Origin of the sequence: Polynucleobacter sp. MWH-S4W17, assembly GCF_018687535.1 — a bacterium.
Lineage (GTDB): Bacteria > Pseudomonadota > Gammaproteobacteria > Burkholderiales > Burkholderiaceae > Polynucleobacter.
Window position 1 is genome coordinate 100,389 of record NZ_CP061295.1, and the last position, 21,500, is coordinate 121,888.

At 44.8% G+C, this 21,500-nt stretch carries 27 protein-coding genes; 20 read left to right on the top strand and 7 right to left on the bottom strand.

Annotation, left to right across the window (positions count from 1 at the left end):
• Positions 1–13: 13 nt before the first annotated feature.
• Positions 14–1,081, bottom strand: a complete 1,068-nt coding sequence (hisC, locus tag C2755_RS00580) for a histidinol-phosphate transaminase (protein WP_215321304.1) — start codon at positions 1,079–1,081, stop codon at positions 14–16.
• 116 nt (positions 1,082–1,197) lie between these two features.
• On the opposite strand from hisC, the gene hisB reads away from it, so the two are divergent.
• Genes hisB through hisF form a run of 4 tightly spaced genes read left to right on the top strand, consistent with a single transcriptional unit; the run spans position 1,198 to position 4,031 of the window.
• Positions 1,198–1,785, top strand: coding sequence for an imidazoleglycerol-phosphate dehydratase HisB (hisB, locus tag C2755_RS00585; RefSeq protein ID WP_215321305.1), 588 nt, complete (start codon positions 1,198–1,200; stop codon positions 1,783–1,785).
• 51 nt (positions 1,786–1,836) lie between these two features.
• Positions 1,837–2,493, top strand: coding sequence for an imidazole glycerol phosphate synthase subunit HisH (gene hisH / locus C2755_RS00590; RefSeq protein ID WP_215321306.1), 657 nt, complete (start codon positions 1,837–1,839; stop codon positions 2,491–2,493).
• Between the two features lie 18 nt (positions 2,494–2,511).
• Entirely contained in the window at positions 2,512–3,273 is a 762-nt protein-coding gene (gene hisA / locus C2755_RS00595; RefSeq protein ID WP_215321307.1) for a 1-(5-phosphoribosyl)-5-[(5-phosphoribosylamino)methylideneamino]imidazole-4-carboxamide isomerase, read from the top strand.
• Positions 3,273–4,031, top strand: a complete 759-nt coding sequence (gene hisF, locus C2755_RS00600; protein WP_215321308.1) for an imidazole glycerol phosphate synthase subunit HisF — start codon at positions 3,273–3,275, stop codon at positions 4,029–4,031. The genes hisA and hisF overlap by 1 nt, the downstream gene beginning before the upstream one ends.
• Positions 4,032–4,040: 9 nt before the next feature.
• Here the strand turns inward: hisF and C2755_RS00605 are convergent, their stop codons facing one another.
• Positions 4,041–4,433, bottom strand: a complete 393-nt coding sequence (locus C2755_RS00605) for a type II toxin-antitoxin system HicB family antitoxin (protein WP_215321309.1) — start codon at positions 4,431–4,433, stop codon at positions 4,041–4,043.
• 11 nt (positions 4,434–4,444) lie between these two features.
• Positions 4,445–4,627 carry a type II toxin-antitoxin system HicA family toxin gene (locus C2755_RS00610; protein WP_215321310.1) on the bottom strand — a complete coding sequence of 61 codons (183 nt, stop codon included), beginning with the start codon at positions 4,625–4,627 and terminating at the stop codon, positions 4,445–4,447.
• 134 nt (positions 4,628–4,761) lie between these two features.
• On the opposite strand from C2755_RS00610, the gene hisI reads away from it, so the two are divergent.
• The 8 genes from hisI to tatC all read left to right on the top strand — a co-directional run bounded on the left by hisI (position 4,762) and on the right by tatC (position 8,295).
• Positions 4,762–5,151 (top strand): phosphoribosyl-AMP cyclohydrolase, encoded by a 390-nt coding sequence (hisI, locus tag C2755_RS00615; RefSeq protein ID WP_215321311.1) that lies wholly within the window; start codon positions 4,762–4,764, stop codon positions 5,149–5,151.
• 83 nt (positions 5,152–5,234) lie between these two features.
• Positions 5,235–5,498, top strand: a complete 264-nt coding sequence (locus C2755_RS00620) for an antitoxin (RefSeq protein WP_370623801.1) — start codon at positions 5,235–5,237, stop codon at positions 5,496–5,498.
• Positions 5,498–5,893, top strand: a complete 396-nt coding sequence (locus C2755_RS00625) for a type II toxin-antitoxin system VapC family toxin (RefSeq protein WP_251368491.1) — start codon at positions 5,498–5,500, stop codon at positions 5,891–5,893. The genes C2755_RS00620 and C2755_RS00625 overlap by 1 nt, the downstream gene beginning before the upstream one ends.
• Positions 5,894–5,909: 16 nt before the next feature.
• Positions 5,910–6,311 carry a phosphoribosyl-ATP diphosphatase gene (locus C2755_RS00630; RefSeq protein WP_215321312.1) on the top strand — a complete coding sequence of 134 codons (402 nt, stop codon included), beginning with the start codon at positions 5,910–5,912 and terminating at the stop codon, positions 6,309–6,311.
• 24 nt (positions 6,312–6,335) lie between these two features.
• Positions 6,336–6,692: a histidine triad nucleotide-binding protein gene (locus C2755_RS00635; RefSeq protein ID WP_215321313.1), complete on the top strand. Its 357-nt coding sequence runs from the start codon at positions 6,336–6,338 to the stop codon at positions 6,690–6,692.
• A 16-nt stretch (positions 6,693–6,708) separates the two neighbouring features.
• Entirely contained in the window at positions 6,709–6,930 is a 222-nt protein-coding gene (gene tatA / locus C2755_RS00640) for a Sec-independent protein translocase subunit TatA (protein WP_215321314.1), read from the top strand.
• 57 nt (positions 6,931–6,987) lie between these two features.
• Positions 6,988–7,464: a Sec-independent protein translocase protein TatB gene (gene tatB, locus C2755_RS00645; RefSeq protein WP_072582109.1), complete on the top strand. Its 477-nt coding sequence runs from the start codon at positions 6,988–6,990 to the stop codon at positions 7,462–7,464.
• A gap of 39 nt (positions 7,465–7,503) precedes the next feature.
• Complete coding sequence (gene tatC / locus C2755_RS00650) at positions 7,504–8,295, top strand: twin-arginine translocase subunit TatC (RefSeq protein WP_215321315.1); 792 nt, start codon at positions 7,504–7,506, stop codon at positions 8,293–8,295.
• Here tatC and C2755_RS00655 read toward each other — a convergent pair.
• On the bottom strand, positions 8,271–9,731 hold the full coding sequence (locus tag C2755_RS00655) for a sel1 repeat family protein (protein WP_215321316.1): 1,461 nt from the start codon (positions 9,729–9,731) through the stop codon (positions 8,271–8,273). The genes tatC and C2755_RS00655 overlap by 25 nt on opposite strands.
• A 208-nt stretch (positions 9,732–9,939) precedes the next feature.
• Here C2755_RS00655 and C2755_RS00660 point away from each other — a divergent pair, with 208 nt between their 5' ends.
• The 5 genes from C2755_RS00660 (at position 9,940) to C2755_RS00680 (ending at position 14,630) form a co-directional block, all read left to right on the top strand.
• The gene (locus tag C2755_RS00660; protein ID WP_215321317.1) at positions 9,940–11,190 is read left to right on the top strand and encodes a porin; all 1,251 of its coding nucleotides are present in this window, start codon (positions 9,940–9,942) and stop codon (positions 11,188–11,190) included.
• A 222-nt stretch (positions 11,191–11,412) separates the two neighbouring features.
• Complete coding sequence (locus tag C2755_RS00665) at positions 11,413–12,321, top strand: amino acid ABC transporter substrate-binding protein (protein ID WP_215321318.1); 909 nt, start codon at positions 11,413–11,415, stop codon at positions 12,319–12,321.
• A gap of 59 nt (positions 12,322–12,380) precedes the next feature.
• Complete coding sequence (locus C2755_RS00670; protein WP_215321319.1) at positions 12,381–13,169, top strand: amino acid ABC transporter permease; 789 nt, start codon at positions 12,381–12,383, stop codon at positions 13,167–13,169.
• A 23-nt stretch (positions 13,170–13,192) separates the two neighbouring features.
• Entirely contained in the window at positions 13,193–13,861 is a 669-nt protein-coding gene (locus tag C2755_RS00675; protein WP_215321320.1) for an amino acid ABC transporter permease, read from the top strand.
• A 34-nt stretch (positions 13,862–13,895) separates the two neighbouring features.
• Positions 13,896–14,630 carry an amino acid ABC transporter ATP-binding protein gene (locus tag C2755_RS00680; protein ID WP_215321321.1) on the top strand — a complete coding sequence of 245 codons (735 nt, stop codon included), beginning with the start codon at positions 13,896–13,898 and terminating at the stop codon, positions 14,628–14,630.
• A gap of 17 nt (positions 14,631–14,647) precedes the next feature.
• Here C2755_RS00680 and C2755_RS00685 read toward each other — a convergent pair whose 3' ends face one another.
• Genes C2755_RS00685 through mscL form a run of 3 tightly spaced genes read right to left on the bottom strand, consistent with a single transcriptional unit; the run spans position 14,648 to position 18,501 of the window.
• A complete protein-coding gene (locus tag C2755_RS00685) occupies positions 14,648–15,835 on the bottom strand; it encodes a Do family serine endopeptidase (RefSeq protein WP_215321322.1) in 1,188 nt (395 codons plus the stop codon).
• Between the two features lie 10 nt (positions 15,836–15,845).
• On the bottom strand, positions 15,846–18,077 hold the full coding sequence (locus C2755_RS00690; RefSeq protein WP_215321323.1) for a tetratricopeptide repeat protein: 2,232 nt from the start codon (positions 18,075–18,077) through the stop codon (positions 15,846–15,848).
• A gap of 1 nt (position 18,078) precedes the next feature.
• On the bottom strand, positions 18,079–18,501 hold the full coding sequence (gene mscL, locus C2755_RS00695; protein WP_215321324.1) for a large conductance mechanosensitive channel protein MscL: 423 nt from the start codon (positions 18,499–18,501) through the stop codon (positions 18,079–18,081).
• Positions 18,502–18,638: 137 nt separating this feature from the next.
• Here mscL and petA point away from each other — a divergent pair, with 137 nt between their 5' ends.
• Genes petA through C2755_RS00710 form a run of 3 tightly spaced genes read left to right on the top strand, consistent with a single transcriptional unit; the run spans position 18,639 to position 21,467 of the window.
• Positions 18,639–19,241 carry a ubiquinol-cytochrome c reductase iron-sulfur subunit gene (gene petA / locus C2755_RS00700; protein ID WP_072584012.1) on the top strand — a complete coding sequence of 201 codons (603 nt, stop codon included), beginning with the start codon at positions 18,639–18,641 and terminating at the stop codon, positions 19,239–19,241.
• A 10-nt stretch (positions 19,242–19,251) separates the two neighbouring features.
• Positions 19,252–20,652: a cytochrome bc complex cytochrome b subunit gene (locus C2755_RS00705; RefSeq protein WP_215321325.1), complete on the top strand. Its 1,401-nt coding sequence runs from the start codon at positions 19,252–19,254 to the stop codon at positions 20,650–20,652.
• Between the two features lie 41 nt (positions 20,653–20,693).
• A complete protein-coding gene (locus C2755_RS00710) occupies positions 20,694–21,467 on the top strand; it encodes a cytochrome c1 (protein WP_371816837.1) in 774 nt (257 codons plus the stop codon).
• Positions 21,468–21,500: the final 33 nt, after the last annotated feature.

Sequence of the window (21,500 nt, forward strand, 5' to 3'; positions counted from 1 at the left end):
ACTTCTTAAAAATTTAATTCAGAATTTCTTTTAAAGCGGCAACAAGTTCATTACTTTGTTCGTCTGTGCCAATCGTAATGCGCAAGAACTCTTCGATGCGTGGTGATTTGAAGTGACGCACGATGATGCCGCGATCCCGCAAGGCTTGATATAGCTTAGCTCCAGCATGCTTCGAATGGCGAGTGAAAATAAAGTTTGCAGTCGAAGGCAGGGTTGCAAATCCCAAAGCATCGAGTTGTTCAATTAACTTTGTACGAGTTTGAATTACCTTGGCTGAAGTTGCTTCTAGGTGCGCTTGGTCTTCAATGGCTGCAACCGCACCAGCTTGAGCAAGGCGTCCCAAGGGGTAGGAATTAAAGCTATTTTTGACTCGTTCCAAGCCCTCAATCAAAGCTGGATGGCCAACGGCAAAGCCGACGCGCAGGCCAGCTAGAGCGCGGGATTTAGAGAGCGTGTGTACTACTAACAAATTTTCTGGACAGTTGGCGCCACGCAATAGTGGAATGCAAGATTCAGTCCCGTAATCTACGTAAGCTTCATCAATAACAAGTACTGAATCTTTGTTGCGCAAGACTAGCGCTTCAATTTCTGAGCGGGGAATCGATCTACCAGTTGGCGCATTAGGGTTAGGGAAAATAATTCCGCCGTTAGGAGATTGGTAGTCAGCAGTTTTAATCTCAAAATTTTCGTCCAAGGGAACTATTTGGGCATTAATTCCAAAAAGTTTGCAGTAGACGGGATAGAAGCTATAGGTAATATCTGGAAAATGCACGGGTTTACTTTGCTTGAGTAAACCAGCAAAGACGTGCGCCAACACTTCATCAGAGCCATTGCCTACAAAGACTTGATTTGCATCTAAGCCATGTAATTTAGCGATAGCTTGTTTTAGGGCTGCGCCTTCCGGATCGGGATAGAGGCGTAAATCGGCAGTATTTTGACCTTCAATAGCAGCAAGCGCTTTGGGCGATGGGCCATAGGGACTCTCGTTGGTATTGAGTTTTACCAGCCGCTGCATTTGCGGTTGTTCCCCTGGAACATAGGGGGTTAGGGTTTGAACAACGGGGCTCCAAAAACGGCTCATGAGGGTTCTCAGGTCAAAAATCGGGATAAAAGTGCAGCAATATCGATATTTAAATCTCTTCTAGGAATGATATTATGAGGCTTCAATCAACACTTCGCCTCGCGGCGCAATGAAGCATGCGGCAAGCCGACGTCACCCGAAACACTTCGGAAACCAAAATTCAGATTTCCATCAATTTAGATGGAACCGGTAAGGCTGAGCTAGCCTCCGGAGTCCCTTTTCTAGACCACATGCTCGATCAGATTGCGCGTCACGGCATGATTGACCTCAAAGTGGTTGCAAATGGCGACACCCATATTGACGATCACCACACAGTTGAAGATGTGGGAATTACGCTAGGCCAGGCTTTTGCCAAAGCAGTGGGTGATAAGGCGGGTATTACGCGCTATGGCCATTCTTATGTGCCTCTAGATGAGACCCTTTCTCGTGTTGTGATTGATTTCTCTGGTCGCCCAGGTTTGGAATTTAATGTCCCATTTACCCGTGCACGTGTAGGCGACTTTGATGTGGATCTCAGCATTGAGTTCTTCCGTGGTTTTGTTAATCATGCTGGAGTCACTTTGCACATCGATAATTTGCGCGGTATTAATGCCCACCACCAAATTGAAACTGTGTTCAAGGCTTTTGGTCGTGCTTTGCGTATGGCCTTGGCGGTTGATCCGCGTGCTTCAGGCGCCATTCCTTCAACTAAAGGAAGTCTTTAATCTAGACTCCCCACGGTTGCTCAGTAGACAACAGTAGACAACAGGTAAATTTTGGCGCAAACCATTGCGATCGTCGACTATGGAATGGGTAATCTCCGTTCCGTATATCAAGCATTTCATCATGTTGCGCCTGATGACAATGTATTGATTGCTCATCAGCCAGAAGAGATTCATTCTGCAGATCGCGTTGTTTTGCCTGGTCAAGGCGCTATGCCAGATTGCATGAGGCATCTAGAGGAATCTGGATTGTTAGACGCCTTACTGGAGGCCTCTAAAAGCAAGCCACTTTTGGGGGTTTGTGTAGGCGAGCAAATGCTATTTGATAGAAGTGCAGAGGTACGCGCTACCGAGCAATGGACACCTTGTTTGGGTTTGATTCCCGGGGAAGTGCGTCGTTTTGAGCTGGTTGGTCAAAAGCAGCCAGATGGCTCCTCATATAAAGTCCCCCATATGGGCTGGAACCAAGTGCGCCAAGACCGAAAACACCCGCTTTGGGATGGCATACCTGATTTAACGAGCTTCTATTTTGTGCATAGCTACTATGTTGTGCCGCAGCGTAATGAAGATACAGCCGGTTCTACAGAATATGGCGATTGGTTTACTTCTGCGGTGGCGCGAGATAATATTTTTGCAACTCAATTTCATCCAGAAAAAAGTGCAGAATACGGTTTAAAGCTTTATAAAAATTTTGTTTCTTGGCAACCTTAATATTCCTAACCATTTGCTATGCTGCTGATTCCCGCAATTGATCTTAAAGACGGCCACTGTGTTCGACTCGAACAAGGTGATATGGATAAAGCTACGGTATTCTCAGAAGACCCTGGCGCAATGGCAGCGCATTGGATTAGCAAAGGTGCTCGACGCTTACATTTGGTAGATCTCAACGGCGCATTTGCCGGCAAGCTCAAAAATGAGGCTGCGATTAAATCGATTCTCAAAGCGGTTGGTAATGAAATCCCTGTGCAACTCGGTGGCGGTATTCGTGATCTTGAAACCATTGAGCGTTTATTAGATGACGGTATTAGCACTGTCATCATTGGCACCGCAGCCGTAAAGAATCCCGGTTTTGTGCAAGATGCCTGCACAGCATTTCCAGGTCATGTCATGGTTGGTTTAGATGCGCGTGATGGCAAAGTAGCAACTGATGGCTGGAGCAAGATTACGGGCCATGAAGTGATTGATCTTGCCAAGAAGTTTGAAGATTGGGGCGTAGAAGCCATTATCTATACCGATATTGGTCGGGATGGCATGCTCAAGGGTGTGAACATTGAAGCCACAATCAAGCTGGCTCAAGCCATTCGCATTCCGATAATTGCCAGTGGTGGACTCTCTAATAATCAAGATATTGATGCACTTTGCAAAGCGGAAGAAGAAGGCGTCATGGGCGTGATTGCTGGTCGCTCTATTTATGCGGGCGATCTTGATCTTGCAGCTGCTCAAAAATATGCTGATGAGTTAACCCTCAAGTACGCAAAGAAAATCATCTAGTGTTAACGAAGCGAATTATTCCTTGTTTGGATGTCACTGCAGGGCGCGTTGTTAAAGGTGTGAACTTTGTAGGCTTACGTGATGCAGGCGATCCAGTCGAAATCGCTAAACGTTATGACACACAAGGCGCTGATGAGCTGACGTTTTTAGATATCACCGCTACTTCTGATGGACGCGATCTGATTTTGCACATCATTGAGGATGTGGCATCACAAGTTTTTATTCCGCTTACTGTTGGCGGCGGTGTGCGTGCAGTGGCTGATGTGCGTCGCTTACTGAATGCCGGCGCAGATAAAGTGAGCATGAATTCTTCTGCGGTAGCCAACCCCGATTTAGTTTCCGATGCAGCCGCTTATTACGGTTCTCAGTGTATTGTGGTGGCGATTGATGCCAAGCAAACTGAAGCTGGCAATTGGGAAGTGTTTACCCATGGCGGTAGAACTGCGACTGGAATGGATGTAGTCACATGGGCTACTGAAGTGGCTAAACGTGGTGCAGGCGAGATTCTTTTAACAAGCATGAACCGCGATGGCAGTAAGGATGGCTTTGACTTGGCTTTAACTGCTGCAGTAAGCGATGCCGTTCCTGTTCCCGTGATTGCCTCTGGCGGCGTTGGTAATTTGCAGCATTTAGTCGATGGTATTACTAAGGGCCATGCAGATGCAGTATTGGCGGCTAGTATTTTTCACTATGGTGATTACACCGTTGGGCAGGCAAAAGAATATATGGCAGCCCAAGGAATTCCGGTTCGGATTTAATCGGTGTTCTTAAGCGCTAATCGCCATATGCGCGATAAAGGCGGAGCGGTTTTCACCAGCAGATTTGGCCTTAGCATCTAATCTTGCTAGAACCCTTTTTGGTAAAGAAATATTTACTCTTTCGATATCGTCCGACAGTAATGCCGGGTCAATCTCAGCAATTGCCCAAATATATCCTTTGAACTCTTTCTTCTTTTGCAGCTCGGTAATAGAACTGGGCTTTGGGATATCTTCGCCCGCGTCTAATGCGGCCTCAATCCAAAGCTCAATCGCTTCTTTGGCATTCTCAATAGCCTCATCAATTCCACTGTCAGCGGCAGAAAAGCAGCCTGGCATGTCAGGAACAATCACACCCCACACCAACTTATGCCCACCTGGTTCAATAGCAATTGGATATTTCATTGTTCATCCTTCTATTTAATTCCTGCTTGTTTCAGTAGTTTTTGAACCAATCCAATTCCTAGACCTTTTTTGGGATGAGGAACCGTAATGTGCCCAGCTTTGCGGGGGTGGTTAAAAACATGATGAGACCCTTTTGAGCCCCGCAAAACCCAGCCATCTTTTTCTAATGCCTTGATGAGTTCTTTGCTATTCATCCTCGAATTATAAATTCTATACACATCATACACACAAACAGGGTTATTGTCCAGAAGGTGGGTTGGGCTGTTGCAGTAAGCCGTAGGCGATTCTGATTTGGGTGACTCTTAATAATTCTGTCAAAATCGGATAAATGTCAGATACAAATAAAAACTCACTAGACCAGGGGCTATTAGCAGCGGTGACTTGGAATGATCAAGGATTGGTTCCAGTAATCGCCCAAGAAGTTGGCAGCAAGGATATCTTGATGATGGCCTGGATGAATCGCGACGCCTTATTGGAAACCTTACGCTTAGGCGAGGCAGTCTACTGGACTCGTTCCAGACAAAAACTGTGGCACAAGGGCGAAGAGTCTGGCCATACCCAGAAAGTAAAAGAAATTCGTCTGGATTGTGATGGGGATACGATTTTGCTGATGGTTGAGCAAAAAGACGGGATTGCTTGCCATACGGGTGAGCATAGCTGCTTCTTTAGGGAGTGGGATTCTGTAAGCTCAAATTGGCAAAAGATCAGTAAAAACTGACCCAAATAAATATTTATGGTCTGTATTTCCACTTTATAGTCGTTTAGAATGGTATATACTTTGATATATACCAAGGGGCTAGGATGATGGGTCTAACAGCAAAAATCTTTATGAATGGGCGTAGTCAAGCAATAAGATTGCCTGCAGCCTTTCGTTTTGAGGAAAAAGAAGTATTTATTCGGCGTGATCCCAGTACTGGCGACTTAATTCTGTCCAGAAGGCCCGAAAACTGGGATAGCTTTTTCGTGGCGCTTGCAAGCGCGGATGTTCCTTTGGATTTCTTAAGTCCCGAAGATCGAAATCAAGACTCGCAAGATCGAGATCCTTTTGCTGGAGTCAATGACTGATGAGATATATGCTCGATACCAATACCGTCAGCAGCCTCATTAAGAAAAACCCAGTAGTAAGTAGAAAAATCGCTAGTGTTCCCATGGAAAGACTATGCTTGTCAGTTATATCTGAAGGTGAAATTCTCTATGGTTTGGCAAAAAAGCCAAATGCAAGGAACTTACATTTGGTTGTGCAAGAGTTTTTAAAGCGAGTGGATGTTTTAGTTTGGGATACCGATGTAGCCGAGCATTATGGTGTTTTAAGGGCCCAGTTAGAGGGCAGTGGAAATGTGTTGGGCTCTCTTGACATGCAAATTGCAGCACATGCTTCTCAGCTTGGAGCAATTCTGGTGACAAATGACCAGGCTTTTAAAAGGATAAAGCAGTTAAAGGTAGAGGATTGGACTGTATAGTCTGCAAAATATATTAATGAAAAAAATACTGAACTCAGACAAAAAAATTGAATCTGCTCTCACCCATTTAGCCGATGTAGTTGATCAACGTCGTGATGCATTTAAGGCAGGCCAAGCAGACCCCAAAACTTCATATACCGCCTTGCTCTTTTCAAAGGGTGATGACGGGATCTTGAAAAAGATTGGCGAAGAAGCGACTGAGGCTGTGATGGCGGCAAAAGATGCGCGTAATTCTAATTTGGCGGCCGATCAACAAAAGCTCTTAGTCGGCGAAATGGCTGATTTGTGGTTTCACTGCTTGATTGCTTTGTCTCAATTTAACCTACGCCCGGAAGATGTCATTGCCGAGCTTGATCGTCGCTTGGGTACTTCTGGCATTGAAGAGAAGGCCGCGAGAAAAGCGGCTGGTAAAGAGTAAGTACGGATAAATACGAGAAAAAGTATGTCACACGATCCTAATTGCCTGTTTTGTAAGATTTCTCAAGGTTTGATTCCCTCCCAGAAGGTCTATGAGGATGAAGAAATCTATGCTTTTAAAGATATCAACCCGGCAGCGCCAGTCCATTTTTTGATGATTCCTAAAAAGCATATCCCCATGCTGGAGTCAGCAGAAAGCGTGGATGCTCCTTTGCTGGGTAAAATGATGGAATTAGCACCGCGTCTTGCCAAAGAGCAAGGCTGTCGTCCTGGTAAGGATGGTGGCTTTAGGTTGATGGTGAACAATGGTGCGGATGGTGGGCAGGAGGTTTATCACTTGCACTTACATGTGATGGGCGGTCCCCGCCCCTGGAAAAAATAATCCAAGGAGATTAAAAATGGGTTCATTTAGCATTTGGCATTGGTTAATTGTTTTGGTGATCGTGATGTTGGTGTTCGGTACCAAAAAATTGCGCAATATCGGCCAAGATTTGGGCGGCGCTGTAAAAGGCTTTAAAGATGGCATGAAATCTGCTGAAGAGCCTAAAGAACAAATTCAACAAAGTACTGCAACAGCAGACAAGACTGTTGATGTGCAAGCTAAAGACGTAAACAAATAACTAACTAATAGCTGAAGCGCACTTGAAACTCATGCTGCATTTAAATAACTGCGTTACATGATTGATCTCGGAGTTTCAAAACTTGCGCTGATTGCTGTAGTTGCTCTGGTGGTGGTTGGACCAGAGCGCCTGCCTAAAGTAGCTCGCATGGCTGGTAATTTGTTTGGCCGTGCACAGCGCTATATGGCGGACGTCAAGTCTGAAGTGAGTCGTCAGATGGAGGTGGAGGAATTTAAAAAGTTTCGAGAAGAAACTGCTGCCACTCTCAAAGAGGTTGAAAACAGTATCGGCTCTACGGTTCAAGAGGCTAGCGCTAACTTAAGCGATCAGGCGGATATTTTTGAAACGAGCTTTGATAAGCCGCCTTTAGATGAAAAAGAAGTGCTTCGCAAAACCAAGCGCCAAGGCCGCAACAGCTGGGGTGTGCGTCGAGCTGCAAGGCCGCTTTGGTTTAAGCGTTCCGCTGGCATTCGTACTCGAGTGCAATCTGGCGCTGCTAGGATGAAGCGCTTTCATCACAGTGCCGGCAAATAAAAATAATAGTAAAAAGTAAAATAATAAAAACACTTACGCATGACTGAAAACAATTCAACTGAAGATTCGGGATTACAAGAAACCTTTCTTTCCCACTTATTTGAATTACGTGATCGCGTAATTAAAGCAGCGCTCGCAATTATTGTTGTCTTCGTATGTCTAGTCTACTGGGCGCCGGATATTTTCCATTTGTTTGCACAGCCTTTATTAAAGGCTTTGCCTGCCGGTGGCAAGATGATTGTGACAGACGTCACAGGTTCATTCTTTGTACCGATGAAGGTCACTATGCTGGTCGCATTCATCATCGCTTTACCAGTGGTGATGTATCAACTTTGGGCATTTATTGCCCCTGGTTTGTATATGCATGAAAGAAAACTCATTCTGCCTTTGGTCGTGAGTAGCTATACCTTGTTCATTGCTGGTATGGCGTTTGCTTACTTTTTAGTATTTCCAACGGTATTTAAGTTCATGGCAAGTTACAACGCACCTTTGGGTGCGGAGATGTCGACCGACATTGATAACTATTTAAGTTTTGCCATGACAACCTTCTTGGCATTTGGTATTACTTTTGAAGTGCCTGTTGTAGTGGTTGTCTTGGTGCGCATGGGTATGGTGCCCCTGGCTAAACTGAAAGAAATTCGCCCTTACGTGATTGTGGGAGCTTTCGTGATTTCAGCTGTAGTGACACCACCCGATGTACTTTCTCAATTATTGCTAGCCGTACCAATGACCTTGCTCTATGAAATAGGGCTATTGGTTGCGCGCTTTTACGTGCCAAAACCCTCCGATGAGGATACCGAAACTGATCAATCGACTTCTGCGTCGACCTGATTCTTGGAGAAAGTCGTTGTAAGCCAGTTGGTAACGCGATCAAAGCGATAGCGTCTTTGGCGTAAATTGCCCTCCAGATCCATCTCCGAGCCAGCAAAGGCTTTGCCAGCCGCCAAGAGGGCGCGACGTTGTTGAATCGTTTCAATCTGAATCAATCTAGGCAAGATCTTTGGTAATTCCCAGCGAATATCCACCACAACACAATGCTCGTGCTGTAGCTGTCCTACCTCGCTCAATAATAATTCTGCTTTACTAAAATTAAATTGGTTAGCAATGATGATGCGATGGCAAAGTAATAACCAATCTTCATCCACCTTATGTTCGGCATGGTGATTAATCGCCTCTTCGGCGCACTGAGCTAATTCATACCATTCATTGGATTTGGGATTAGAGCAACTTTCCAAAATCTTGCTGAGCAATTCTTTAGCTTCTGCCACGCCTTGCTGGTGGGCTTGCCATACCCAATAGGAAGCCTGTAGACCGCGTACCTTCTCTTCGCTCTTTTCACGCTTGCGCCACAGATTAGCGCCTTTACGCAGTTGTGCTTGTGGATGACCAAGATCGGCAGCTCGATCAATACAGCGATCACTTTCTGCGGCGTTGTAACCAGAAAACTGCGGACGACGATAAATTTCACCGAGCGCGAACCAGGCATCGCGATCACCATCTTTGGCAGCGAGCTCTAACCAATAGGCGGCTTTCTTCAGTGAGGCATTGGATTTTGTTTCGGCCACCTCAACCCGTTCGTCGAGTTGTGCGAGGCGCAGGCCTAGCGTAAGTTTTGCAACAGTTAAACCAAGCTCGGCTGCTTGAATTAATGCATCTTCATTTTGATCATCAAGCCATACCTTCCAGAGGGAGGAGAGAGCTTCATTCTTAGGCTGCAATTTAATCAGCAACTCTTTTGCGTTGTTTGCGAAAAGAGATTCTCCATCTGCAAGATCCTGTAAATATTGTTTAGCAATCTTTTGAATGCCGACAAAATCCAAAGAAGACAATTTTTCTAGAGTGGATGATGAATTCTTTTTGAGCCAATCCGCTAGTTGCGATTGGACACTCTGATTGGCAGGATTAATTAATAGGTTAACAAGCTGCCATTTAGCAGCAAGATTGGCATCAGAGGCCTTTTCAGCTTCAGCTAACTTCCAAAAAGAGTCCCAGCCAAACCCAAAGGCAGGTGAGCTAAAGGTTTCAGCAAGCGGAATGTTGGCAATCTGGCTTAAAAGATCAAGAATTTCAGCGTCACCTGAGCTTTTATTTTCAAGTGATTGATTTGTAATGGAAAAATAGGATTTTTCCAACCAAATGAGGGCGTTGGCAGGCTGAATGGGGGTTTTAAAAGCACCCGTTAAATATGCGGAAGCCAGTTTTTGTTGCGCAGAAACGTCACCCAATCGTGCTGAACTGAGGATTTTTAAGAATTCGCGGCTTGCCATATGACAATTTTGTCATCTAAGGCCCATAAAAGACAGAAAACAAAGGTCTTGTTGCCGAGATACAACGAAGAAAGCCAAAAAACTACCTTTTGACAAGCAAAAAGATCTCCTAAATACCCTGACCCCCAGTCTGGTGAGGCAAAAGAAGCAAAATTCGTAGGTCCCAGTTTTATTTGGGCATTACTTTTAATTTTTGGAGATTTAAAGAATGAAAAAATCGCTATTAGCACTCGCAGCATTGTCAGCTATTGCTGGCGTTGCTCAAGCTCAGTCCAGCGTAACCGTTTACGGTATCTTGGACGTTGGTTATATTGGTGGAAACTCACGCGTTTCTGATTCAAGCAAGGGTTCTGCAGGCGGCTACAACAATGGTGTTGCCAAAGGAACTGTTAGCCAGTTTGGCCAAGGCGCTGAGCAAACTAACCGTTTAGGTTTCAAAGGTGTTGAAGATTTGGGCGGCGGCACATCAGCTTTCTTTACAGCTGAATTTGCATTGGCTCCACAAGACCAAACTTTGTCTGGCAATACAAACGGTGGCTTGACTAACCGTCAAACTTTTGTTGGCTTGAAAAAAGCTGGCATCGGTCAAACAGCTATTGGTTTGCAATACACACCAGTATTTAACGCTGCTGCTGCTACTGACGTTGGCCAGTTGAATAACATGGCTGGTAACGTTGTTTACGCATCTTCAACAGCCGTTACATCTGGCAATGCAAACTCAAACAACGTTGCATTCACAAACCGTACAGCCAATACATTGTCAGTTAAGACTGACAGCTTCGGTGGTTTCACTGGTAGCGCAATCTACACATTGAACAACAAGAACACAACTGAAACTGGTTACACTACTTCTGCAACAACTGGCGGCAATACAAACGCTAGCGGTTGGGGCTTAGGTGCTGATTTCACATACAAAAAGTTCTATGCAGCTGCTGCTTACCAAGCTTTGAAGCAATTGACTGTATCCACTACTGATACTTCACTTTGGACAAATGCTCAAGCTAACGGTGCTACTACTGCTGGCGGTGCTGCTGTTGGTACTACTACTATCAACGGTTATGCATCTAACGTACAAGATAACCAGTTCTACGCTGCTGCAACTTATGACTTCGGTATCTTGAAGGCATATGCACAATACGTTAACCGTAAAGCAACATCAACAATCTCTTCAAACTACTACTTGAAGCGTCAAGCTGAGCAAATCGGTGTTCGTAGCTACATTACTCCAACAATCGAAGCTTGGGCTTCTGCTGGTTTAGGTCGTTACACATCTTATGGTGCAAACCAACCAACAGCTAACTTCAACGGCTGGCAGTTAGGTTCAAACTACTACCTAAGCAAGCGTACTAACTTGTATGCAATCTATGGTCAGACTATGACATCAAATGCTGCTGCTGGTTCAACAACAACTAGCGCTGCTTTGAATAACTACGCTGTTGGTGTACGTCACACTTTCTAATTTAAAGCTAGCGTAAGCTAGTTTTGATTGGATTTAAAACCACCCTTCGGGGTGGTTTTTTTATGTACTTAGGGATGAACTTAACTAACTGGGTTAAATCGGCTTTTACTTATCTGCCCTGGATGTTCCATTGATTGCAGTTTAGATATGGAAAAGTGTATTATCAAATTTATTAATGATTTTGTGAAAACCGCTAAATTTTGATTAACAAAAGGATATTCAATGAAACTTAAATCTCTGGCATATTTGTCAGCAGCACTGTTTGTTGTATCAGCAAATGTAATGGCAGCATCCCCAACGTTGGACAAAATTAAATCAAGCGGTGCTGTGACAATGGGCGTACGCGAATCTTCCATTCCAATGTCCTACACCACTGGCGACAGCCGCTTTGATGGCTACCATGTTGAAATTTGCCGCATGATTCTGGGCGATATTAAAGACAAATTAGGCATGAGTACTCTGCGAATTAATTACCAGCCAGTGACATCTCAAAATCGTGTGCCTTTGGTGCAAAATGGCACAGTTGATATTGAGTGCGGAACAACAACTAACAATACAAGCCGAGCTAAAGATGTTGGTTTTGCTAATACTCTTTACGTGGAAGAGGTTCGCATTGCAGTAAAGGCGAACTCTGGAATTACTTCAATCGCTCAACTCAATGGCAAAAAGGTAGCAACCACTACCGGTACTACTTCTGTACAACTATTGCGTAAGAATGAAAAAGCCACTGGCGTGAACTTTGATGAAGTATTTGGAAAGGACCATGCTGACAGCTTCTTGCTCTTGGAGTCTGGCCGTGCCGATGCTTTTGTAATGGACGGCTCGATTTTGGCAGGTAATATTGCCAACTCAAAAAATCCAAAAGATTTCAAAATTGTTGGTGAAGTACTCAGTACAGAGCCAATTGCAATTATGGTCCGCAAGGATGACCCTGAATTTAAAGCCGCTGTAAACGCTGCAATTGCCAAGATTGTTGCAAACGGCAAAATGCCTGGTCTGTGGAATAAGTGGTTCTTATCACCAATTCCGCCCAAGAATATTGTTGTTGGTCTCGAGCTTTCCCCGGCAACCAAAAATGCTTGGGCAAACTTAAATGACAAGCCAGCCGAAGACTATCAGCAGAAAAAATAATTAGCTGGTTTTATGGCCAAGCTTATCCGTAACTCCCCTTTTTCTGTTGGGTTGAAGTAATGGCTTTAGACCTTGATATATTTTGTAAAAGCACTCTGGACGGAGAGGTGGTGGATCACTGCTTCTCCGCTTTATTGGGGCTTGGACAAAATGCTGACCCAAGTTATTTAGACTGGCTTTTTAAAGCATGGGGCTGGACATTGGCTGTCTCTGGCTTGGCTTTAGTTATTGCCATGGTTTTAGGGGCTGTGATGGGTACGCTACGCACCCTTCCTGATACTGGCAGGTTCAGTAGATCGCTTGTAGCGCTATCAACGGCCTGGGTTGAGTTATTTAGAAATATCCCTGTATTGGTTCAAGTATTTCTTTGGTACCACGTCATCCCTGCCTTTGTTTTGCCTTTGAAGGCGCTGCCTTCGTATTGGCTTGTCAGTATTGCGCTCGGATTTTTCACCTCAGCGCGTATTGCTGAGCAAGTAAGGGCGGGAATTCATTCTCTTCCTAGCGGACAACGAGCAGCTGCTACGGCGCTGGGACTGAATACACCGCAAACCTATCGCTACGTTATTTTGCCGATGGCCTTGCGTATTGTGCTGCCTCCGCTGACTTCGGAGAGTATGAATATTATTAAAAACTCTTCGGTTGCTTTTGCGGTGTCCGTGCCAGAGCTCACTTTATTTGCGATGCAGGCGCAAGAAGAAACTTCCCATGGCGTTGAGATTTACTTGGCGGTAACGCTTTTGTATGCTCTTTCAGCTTTCTCAGTAAATCGAGCGATGTCTTATATAGAAAAACGGACCAGGATTCCTGGTTTTATTGCCCCGAGTAACGATGCGGGAGCTCATTAAATGCTTCTAATATGGGTGGCAATATGCTGAGTTTAGATTTAAGTTTTTATAACTGGGAACTCTTCACCAATTACATTCTGAAGGGCCTCCTCTTTAGCGTTCAATTGACGGTAATCGCTACTGTTGGTGGCATCATCGCGGGAACATTTCTGGCTTTAATGCGAATTTCTGGAAGGCCGGCGTTAGTTTATCCTGCGACTTTTTATGTCAATGTGATGCGATCCATTCCGCTGGTAATGGTCATTCTATGGTTCTTCTTGCTCATTCCGCTACTGATAGGCAGGCCAATTGGGGCAGATTTATCGGCAACCATTACTTTCATTGCCTTTGAGGCTGCATTTTTCTCAGAGATTGTTCGAGCCGGCATCCAGTCTGTACCTAAGGGGCAAACTTATGCAGGCGAAGCACTTGGTATGACCTATAGTCAGAATATGAGGTTGGTAGTTTTGCCTCAAGCTTTCCGCAACATGATCCCAGTCTTTATGACCCAGACCATCATTTTGTTCCAAGATACATCCTTGGTTTATGCAATTGGAGCCTACGACCTATTAAAAGGCTTCGAAATTGCAGGTAAGAACTATGGACGCCCGATAGAAACTTATTTATTGGCTGCTATCACCTATTTCCTGATTTGTTTCTCGCTGTCTAAAGCGGTACGTTTTATTCAGGCCAAAGTGGCGATTATTCGCTAATCTTTTAAATCGAATTTTAAATACATAATTCATCATGATAGAACTTAGAAACGTTTCTAAATGGTACGGCTCTTTTCAGGTGCTAACAGATTGCTCTACCTCAATAAAAAAAGGGGAGGTGGTTGTCATTTGTGGGCCTTCTGGTTCTGGTAAATCAACCCTGATTAAAACTATAAATGCGCTTGAACCTTTTCAGGCTGGAGAGATTTCAGTTGATGGCATTGATTTGCATGATCCTAAAACCAATTTACCTAAATTGCGTTCAAGAGTTGGCATGGTGTTTCAGCACTTTGAGCTTTTCCCGCACCTCAGTATTACTGAAAATCTCACTCTTGCACAAATGAAGGTATTGGGCCGCTCCGCCACTGATGCCAAGGCGCATGGCTTAAAGTACTTAGAGCGTGTTGGCCTGAGTGCACAAAAAGATAAATTTCCTGGTCAGTTATCAGGAGGACAACAACAACGGGTTGCCATTGCTAGAGCGCTCAGCATGGATCCAATTGTGATGCTCTTTGATGAACCTACTTCTGCGCTAGACCCAGAGATGGTCGGGGAAGTTTTGGACGTGATGATCAAGCTTGCTAATGAGGGTATGACGATGTGTTGTGTTACCCATGAGATGGGTTTTGCAAGAAAAGTGAGCCATCGGGTGATCTTCATGGATCAAGGCCGTATTGTAGAAGACTGCAGTAAGGCGGAATTCTTTGATAGACCCGAAGCTCGCTCACCAAGGGCGAAAGAGTTCTTATCGAAAATTCTAGCTAACTAAACTTGATATACTTCGACCTAGTTGGCTTGTTGCTTAGGCTTTGGACGCTTTCCGGTTTCAACGGCTAACTCGATTTCCTTGCCTTTTCGTAAGACGGTAAGTTTGGCCTGGTTGCCGGGACTGATTTGAGCGATTTGATTTAGCAAGCCGCGCACATCTTTAATGGGCTTGTCATTTACGGCGATTAAAACATCTCCCGGCTTGACGCCACCCTTTGCTGCGGGGCCACCCTCAAGCACACCAGATATGAGAACGCCTTCAGTATTGGCAGGCAGTCCTAGGGACTCTGAGAGCTCTTTGGAGAGGTTCTGAGGCTCGACTCCTATCCACCCCCTAGTAACGCTGCCATTGGCTAGGATGGACTCCATGACTTGCTTAGCAAGATTGACGGGGATCGCAAAGCCAATGCCCATAGACCCGCCATTATTTGAGTAGATCGCGGTGTTTATGCCAATCAGATTCCCGCGGGTATCAATCAGTGCGCCACCAGAATTTCCGGGGTTAATTGCTGCGTCGGTTTGAATAAAGTTTTCAAAGGTATTGATGCCCACGTGGTCGCGACCTAATGCAGAAACAATCCCGGAAGTGACTGTTTGGCCGACGCCAAATGGATTGCCAATAGCTAGAACCACATCACCTACATGCACAGACTCAACTTTGCCCAGAGTGATTGGGGTAGGTAGTTTTTTGGCTTCAATTTTTAATACAGCAATGTCAGTTTCTGGATCGCTACCAATCACTTGCGCCTTTGCTTTTCGACCATCTGATAAAGCCACATCAATATCATCCGCATCGCTAATGACATGATGGTTGGTGAGGACGTAGCCTTCGGGGCTGACGAGGACTCCTGACCCTAGGCTTGAACTGGGCTCTTCCTCTGGCGGCTGATCCCCAAAAAAGAATTTAAATAAAGGATCTGCAGAATTTGGGCTTCCACCCTTTCGAGTCTTTGGCTTAGCGGAGGCTTTGCTTGTAAAAATGTTGACGACCGCTGGCATTGAGCGCTTCACAGCCTCGTGATATGAACCAGGGCTCAGTTGCCCGTCATAGTTGCTTTCTTTTAGCGAGACCGTATTAACCAAAGAACCTACCCTAGACTCTGAAAGCCACTCGGGTTTTAAGGTGGCAACAATAAACAAGGCTGCCAACATCACAGTAACGGCTTGCGCAAATAAGAGCCAATATTTTTGGAGGGAAGAATACATCTGGATCGTTTTATTGGCGAATTTGTTGAATGAGGAAATCTTCCAAAGCCCTGATAGGCTCTAAGTCATCAAATAAGATTGTTTTAGATTCCGCAATCTTTTCTTTATAGGAATTTAGTAAATGTTGGTTTTGAATTAACTCTACTACCAAATCAATATAAGCACTATCCGATTGACACACAAGGTCTTCAAGCCCAATGCGATTGAGGATTGCACTAGCAAGCCGACCCCGCATTCTGCTCCCCTCAATAGTGACTATGGGCAAGTCACATATTAAAGCTTGCATCGCTGTATTGAATCCTGAAAATCCTATAGTGTCTAAATATAAGTCTGCTTTTTGCATAAGCCCATAAAACTCTTCCTTTTTAAGAAAGGGAATAAAGCGCAGAAATTGGCTGGCATCGAGTTTTGCATGAGCAAAGGCAGTCTGAAGCCGCTCTTTCAAAAGTGCGGTGAGATTTTCATCAAAGTCAAAGAAGATAAATTGACATTGGCCTAGTCTCTTGGCAATTTCTACAAAAATAGAATCATGATTTGGGTCGTACTTAGAGGGCGAGCCCGCGCATAAGAGTATTGGGAGAGTCGGATCGATCCCAAGGCTGGCTAGATCAGGAGCCATCGCCACCACTTTTTCTTGTTGAAAATAGGTTCCTAAGCTTGGCAACTGAACTAATGTCTCGCTATAAAGACTTTGTGCATTCTGGGGCTCTAGAAGTTTGGCTGATAGGTAGAAGTCTATTGTGGGGATACCAGTAGTTTCAGGATGACCCCAGCTAGCAATTTGAACAGGGGCTAAACGAAGGCAGGCGAGGGCCTTGCTAGTCATGTCCATGCCGATTTCTGGATAAAGCAGTACATCTAGATTCTGCTTCGCGATCACTTGAGCTGCCCTTTGAACAGAGTTACCGCAGTTGATATAGTTTGCAGTCTTCTCTTTGGCGAATTCTGTCTCGCCATCTTCTACGCCGTTGGTATTGAAGATTTGTATCTCAAATTGATCTGGGTTTAAGGACATTACCCAGCCCTTGGTGATGGCATCCCATACTGGATGTTTGCAAAAATACTGACTCACGATCCCTACCTTGATTTTTTGAGAATCTTCCGCTGTTACGGCAGACTGAATAAGGCTATTTTGAATAATCTTTGCGTGCTCTACGCAAATTTTTCCATACTGGCTCAATAGGGAAACGTTATTTTCATCTTGGTAGGCCAAATAGAAAGGATGCTTACCAAGAGGGCCCTCTATTTTTCCTGCCGCCCCTCTTTTAGAAGTCGTCCCCTCCAATATATCCAGCTGCCTTGTAAAAGTTTTCTTTGATTCTTGCAATTCTTCTTTGCTTTTGTAGACCTTAGGTATTTGGGCAATAGCTAATGCAAATTGTGCTTCGATATTTTGAGGATTGAGCTCTAGTGATTTGGCCAAATACGTTTTTGCAAGATCAGCATCGCCAGTGTCGTAATAGATTTCACCTAATAAATAGTAGGTTTGCGGATGATGTGAATTGATCTTCAATGCATGCTGATAACAATCGATAGCTGTGTTGAACTGTTTTGCTTTCTTAAGACTGTTGCCAAAATTTAAATACGCATCTAAATAGCTACTATTAATTTGCAGAGCGCGCTCAAAACATTGAAATGCATCTTGATACAGATCTAATTGAGTAAGCGCATTTCCTAGGTTATTCCATGCAGCTGCTAGATTGGTATTGAGTGCCAAGGCTTTTTCAAAAAGAGGTATCGCCTTTTGGGGGCTTCCCTCCTCCAGGATGATGACACCTTGATTGCTAAAGGCTTCGGCATAGTCGGGGTGCAGTAAAAGAGCTTGTTGATAAGCGCCAATGGCTTCCAGATTTCTATCTAAACCCTTTAAAGCATTGCCGCGATTATTGTGCGTCTCCGGAATGTTGGGATTGCTGGTAATGGCTAAATCAAAACACTCTAGTGCCGATTGAAAATCTAATAATGCGTTATGTGTAAGCCCAAGATTGCTTAATGTTTGTGCTGAGTGAGGTGCCAGTTCATTTGCGCTGTTGAGAAAGCGTAATGCATTTTGGCATTCATTTTTTTGATATGCGCGGATGCCTAAAATATTTAGGACATCAACGTTCTTTACATCAAGTAAGTGCGCTTCTAAAAAAAGGCTATCTGCCTCTTCAGACTTTCCTTGTTGTAGCAATCGCAAACCATTTTGAAAAATGAGTTGCGATTGCTCCTGCGCTTCTTGATGAGAGTAATTGGACAAATTATTTTTTTAGACTGTCACGAATTTCGCGGAGCAGCACTACATCCTCTGGCACAGGTGGGGGAGGGGGAGCATCCATCAAACGAATCTTATTAACTACTTTGACCATTTGGAAGATGACAAAGGCTAAAAGGATGAAATTGATGGAGATGGTGATGAAGTTTCCGTAGGCAAAAATCGGTACCCCTGCCTTTTTGAGGGCATCAAATGTTCTAGGTACCCCCTCTGGGACATGTCCTAGGACGATAAATAGGTTGGTAAAGTCGATATGACCTCCCAAAAGGGTTGAAATAACAGGCATAACGATGTCATTTACCAGGGAATCTACGATTTTCCCAAAGGCGCCGCCAATAATGACGCCCACCGCCAAATCGATCACATTGCCCTTGACGGCAAAGTCCCGAAACTCCTTTAAAACGCTCATAAATGCCTTCCTTTTAATTTAGATCCCGTTTAACCCGAGATTAACCCCATAACTTTCTTGCTTACCCCACTTTTTACTTTAAAATCCTACCTTTAAGCAATTTCCACCCATAAATACCCTTTTTAGGAATTTTGTAAATGAGTGACAAGCCCTGTATGGACAAGGATCGCCGTAACTGGTTGATCGCCACATCGGCGGTTGGTGGCGTAGGTGCAGCCGCAGCCCTTTACCCTTTTGTAGACAGTTTTGAGCCTTCTGAGCGCGCAAAAGCCGCTGGAGCTGCTGTTGAAATCGATATCTCTGGTATGCAGCCAGATGAAATGAGAATGGTGGAGTGGCGCGGTAAGCCTGTTTGGGTCGTTCGTCGTACACCTGAGCAAGTTGCTGAGTTGTCCAAAATTGATAGCGAATTGGCTGATCCGAATTCATTGCGTGACCCATCCCAATTCACGCCTCCTTATGCCCAGAATCAGTGGCGCTCTATCAAGCCTGAGTACCTGGTAGTGGTTGGTATTTGCACCCACTTGGGATGCTCTCCTAATGCTAAGTTTGAGGCTGGTCCTCAGCCATCCCTGCCAAACACTTGGCCAGGCGGCTTCCTTTGCCCATGCCATGGTTCTACATTCGATATGGCAGGCCGTGTATTTAAGAACAAACCAGCCCCAGATAACCTTGAAGTGCCGCCACACATGTATTTGAGCGACACCAAGATTCTGGTTGGCGAAGACAAGAAGGCCTAAGGAGAGATAAATGGCATTCCAAGAAAAACAAGTCCCAGCAGACGCCTCCGCAGCCCAAAAGTTAATGGCTTGGGTTGACTCACGTCTACCCGTAACAGAAGCATTTAAGCGTCACATGAGCGAGTATTACGCGCCAAAGAATTTAAATTTCTTCTACATTTTTGGCGCATTAGCTATCGTAGTTTTAGTAAATCAGATACTGACCGGTATTTTCTTAACCATGAACTACAAGCCTGATGCTGCAAAGGCTTTCGAGTCGGTTGAATACATCATGCGTGAAGTTCCGTGGGGCTGGGTGATTCGCTATATGCACTCCACTGGCGCCTCTATGTTCTTTGTGGTGGTTTATATGCATATGTTCCGTGGTTTGATCTACGGCTCTTATCGCAAGCCGCGTGAACTCATTTGGATCTTCGGTTGCGCAATTTTCTTGTGTTTGATGGGTGAAGCATTCTTCGGTTACTTGCTCCCATGGGGTCAAATGTCCTATTGGGGCGCTCAAGTGATTGTGAACTTGTTCTCCGCAATTCCATTCATTGGCCCAGATCTATCTTTATGGTTGCGTGGCGACTATGTTGTGGGTGATGCAACCCTCAATCGTTTCTTCGCATTCCACGTCATTGCAATTCCATTGGTATTGGTTGGCTTGGTTGCAGCCCATATTTTGGCTCTGCATGAAGTGGGTTCAAACAACCCAGATGGCGTTGAAATTAAAGAGAACTTAGATGCGAATGGCCATCCAGTTGATGGCATCCCATTCCATCCTTATTACAGCGTGCATGACGTAATGTATTTGGGTGGATTTCTGATGGTGTTTGCATGTATTGTGTTCTTTGCACCAGAGATGGGCGGTTACTTCCTTGAGGCAAACAACTTCGTTCCTGCGAACCCATTCCAAACACCTCCGCACATTGCCCCTGTTTGGTATTTCACTCCGTTCTACTCAATGTTGCGTGCCACTACAACGAACTTCTTGCTGCCTTTATGGATTTTCTTGGCAGTCATTCTCGGAATGTTTGCTCTGAAGAGTAAAAATCTCAAGGTGAAGGGCGCATGCGCTGCAATCGCTTTGGTATTGGCGGCTGGCTTCTACTTGTTTGATGCTAAGTTCTGGGGTGTTGTGATCATGGGCGGTTCTGTTGTGATCATGTTCTTCTTGCCTTGGCTTGATCACTCGCCCGTGAAATCTATTCGCTATCGCCCAGATTTCCATAAGTATATTTATGGCGTATTTGTAGTGAGCTTTGTGATCTTGGGTTACTTGGGTATTCAGCCACCATCACCAGTGTTTGAAAAGATTTCTCAGGTATGCACTATTTATTATCTGGGCTTCTTCTTAGGAATGCCGTTCTGGAGCACGCTTGGTAAATTTAAGCCAGTTCCAACACGCGTTACTTTTAAGTCCCATTAATTCACGCCTGAGATACTGGCAAAGAGAAATTAGGAATTAGTATGAAACAAATTCTGCAAACTTTGATGGGCGTCTGCCAAGCAACAGTATTGGTTGCGGCCCTGAGCTTTGGCGTCAATGCCAATGCAAATGAAGGTGGCTTTCCTTTAGATCAAGCCCCTAATCGCGTTAGTAACAATGCCTCATTGCAAAACGGTGCAAAGATATTTGTGAACTACTGCTTGAACTGCCATGCAGCGGCAAGCATGCGTTACAACCGTTTGCGCGACATTGGCTTGACCGATCAACAAATCAAAGACAACCTCATTTTGACTGATGCCAAAGTGGGTGATTTGATGACCATCTCGATGACACCAAAAGAAGCTAAGGCTTGGTTTGGTAAGACTCCGCCTGACTTATCAGTTGAGGCGCGTGCTCGTGGAGCGGACTGGCTTTATACCTACTTCCGCACTTTCTACAAAGACGACACGACACAAACTGGTTGGAATAATTTGGTCTACCCTAAAGTCGGTATGCCACACGTTCTCTGGCAGTTGCAAGGTGAGCGTGCTGCCAAGTTTGAAGAGCACAAAGACCCACATGACCCAAGCAGAACAGAAGAAGTCTTTGTTGGCTTTGAGCAGTTAACTCCCGGCAAAATGAGCACACAAGAGTATGACGACAATATCGCCGACTTAGTTGCTTTCATGTCATGGATGGCTGAGCCAGTTCAGTTAGAGCGTAAGCGTCTTGGTGTAGTGGTGCTCTTGTTCTTGGCAATCTTTACCCTGTTGGCTTGGCGTTTGAATAAGGCCTATTGGAAAGATATTCACTAATTGAATTTGATGGGTCCTGAGCTTAGGACTCAT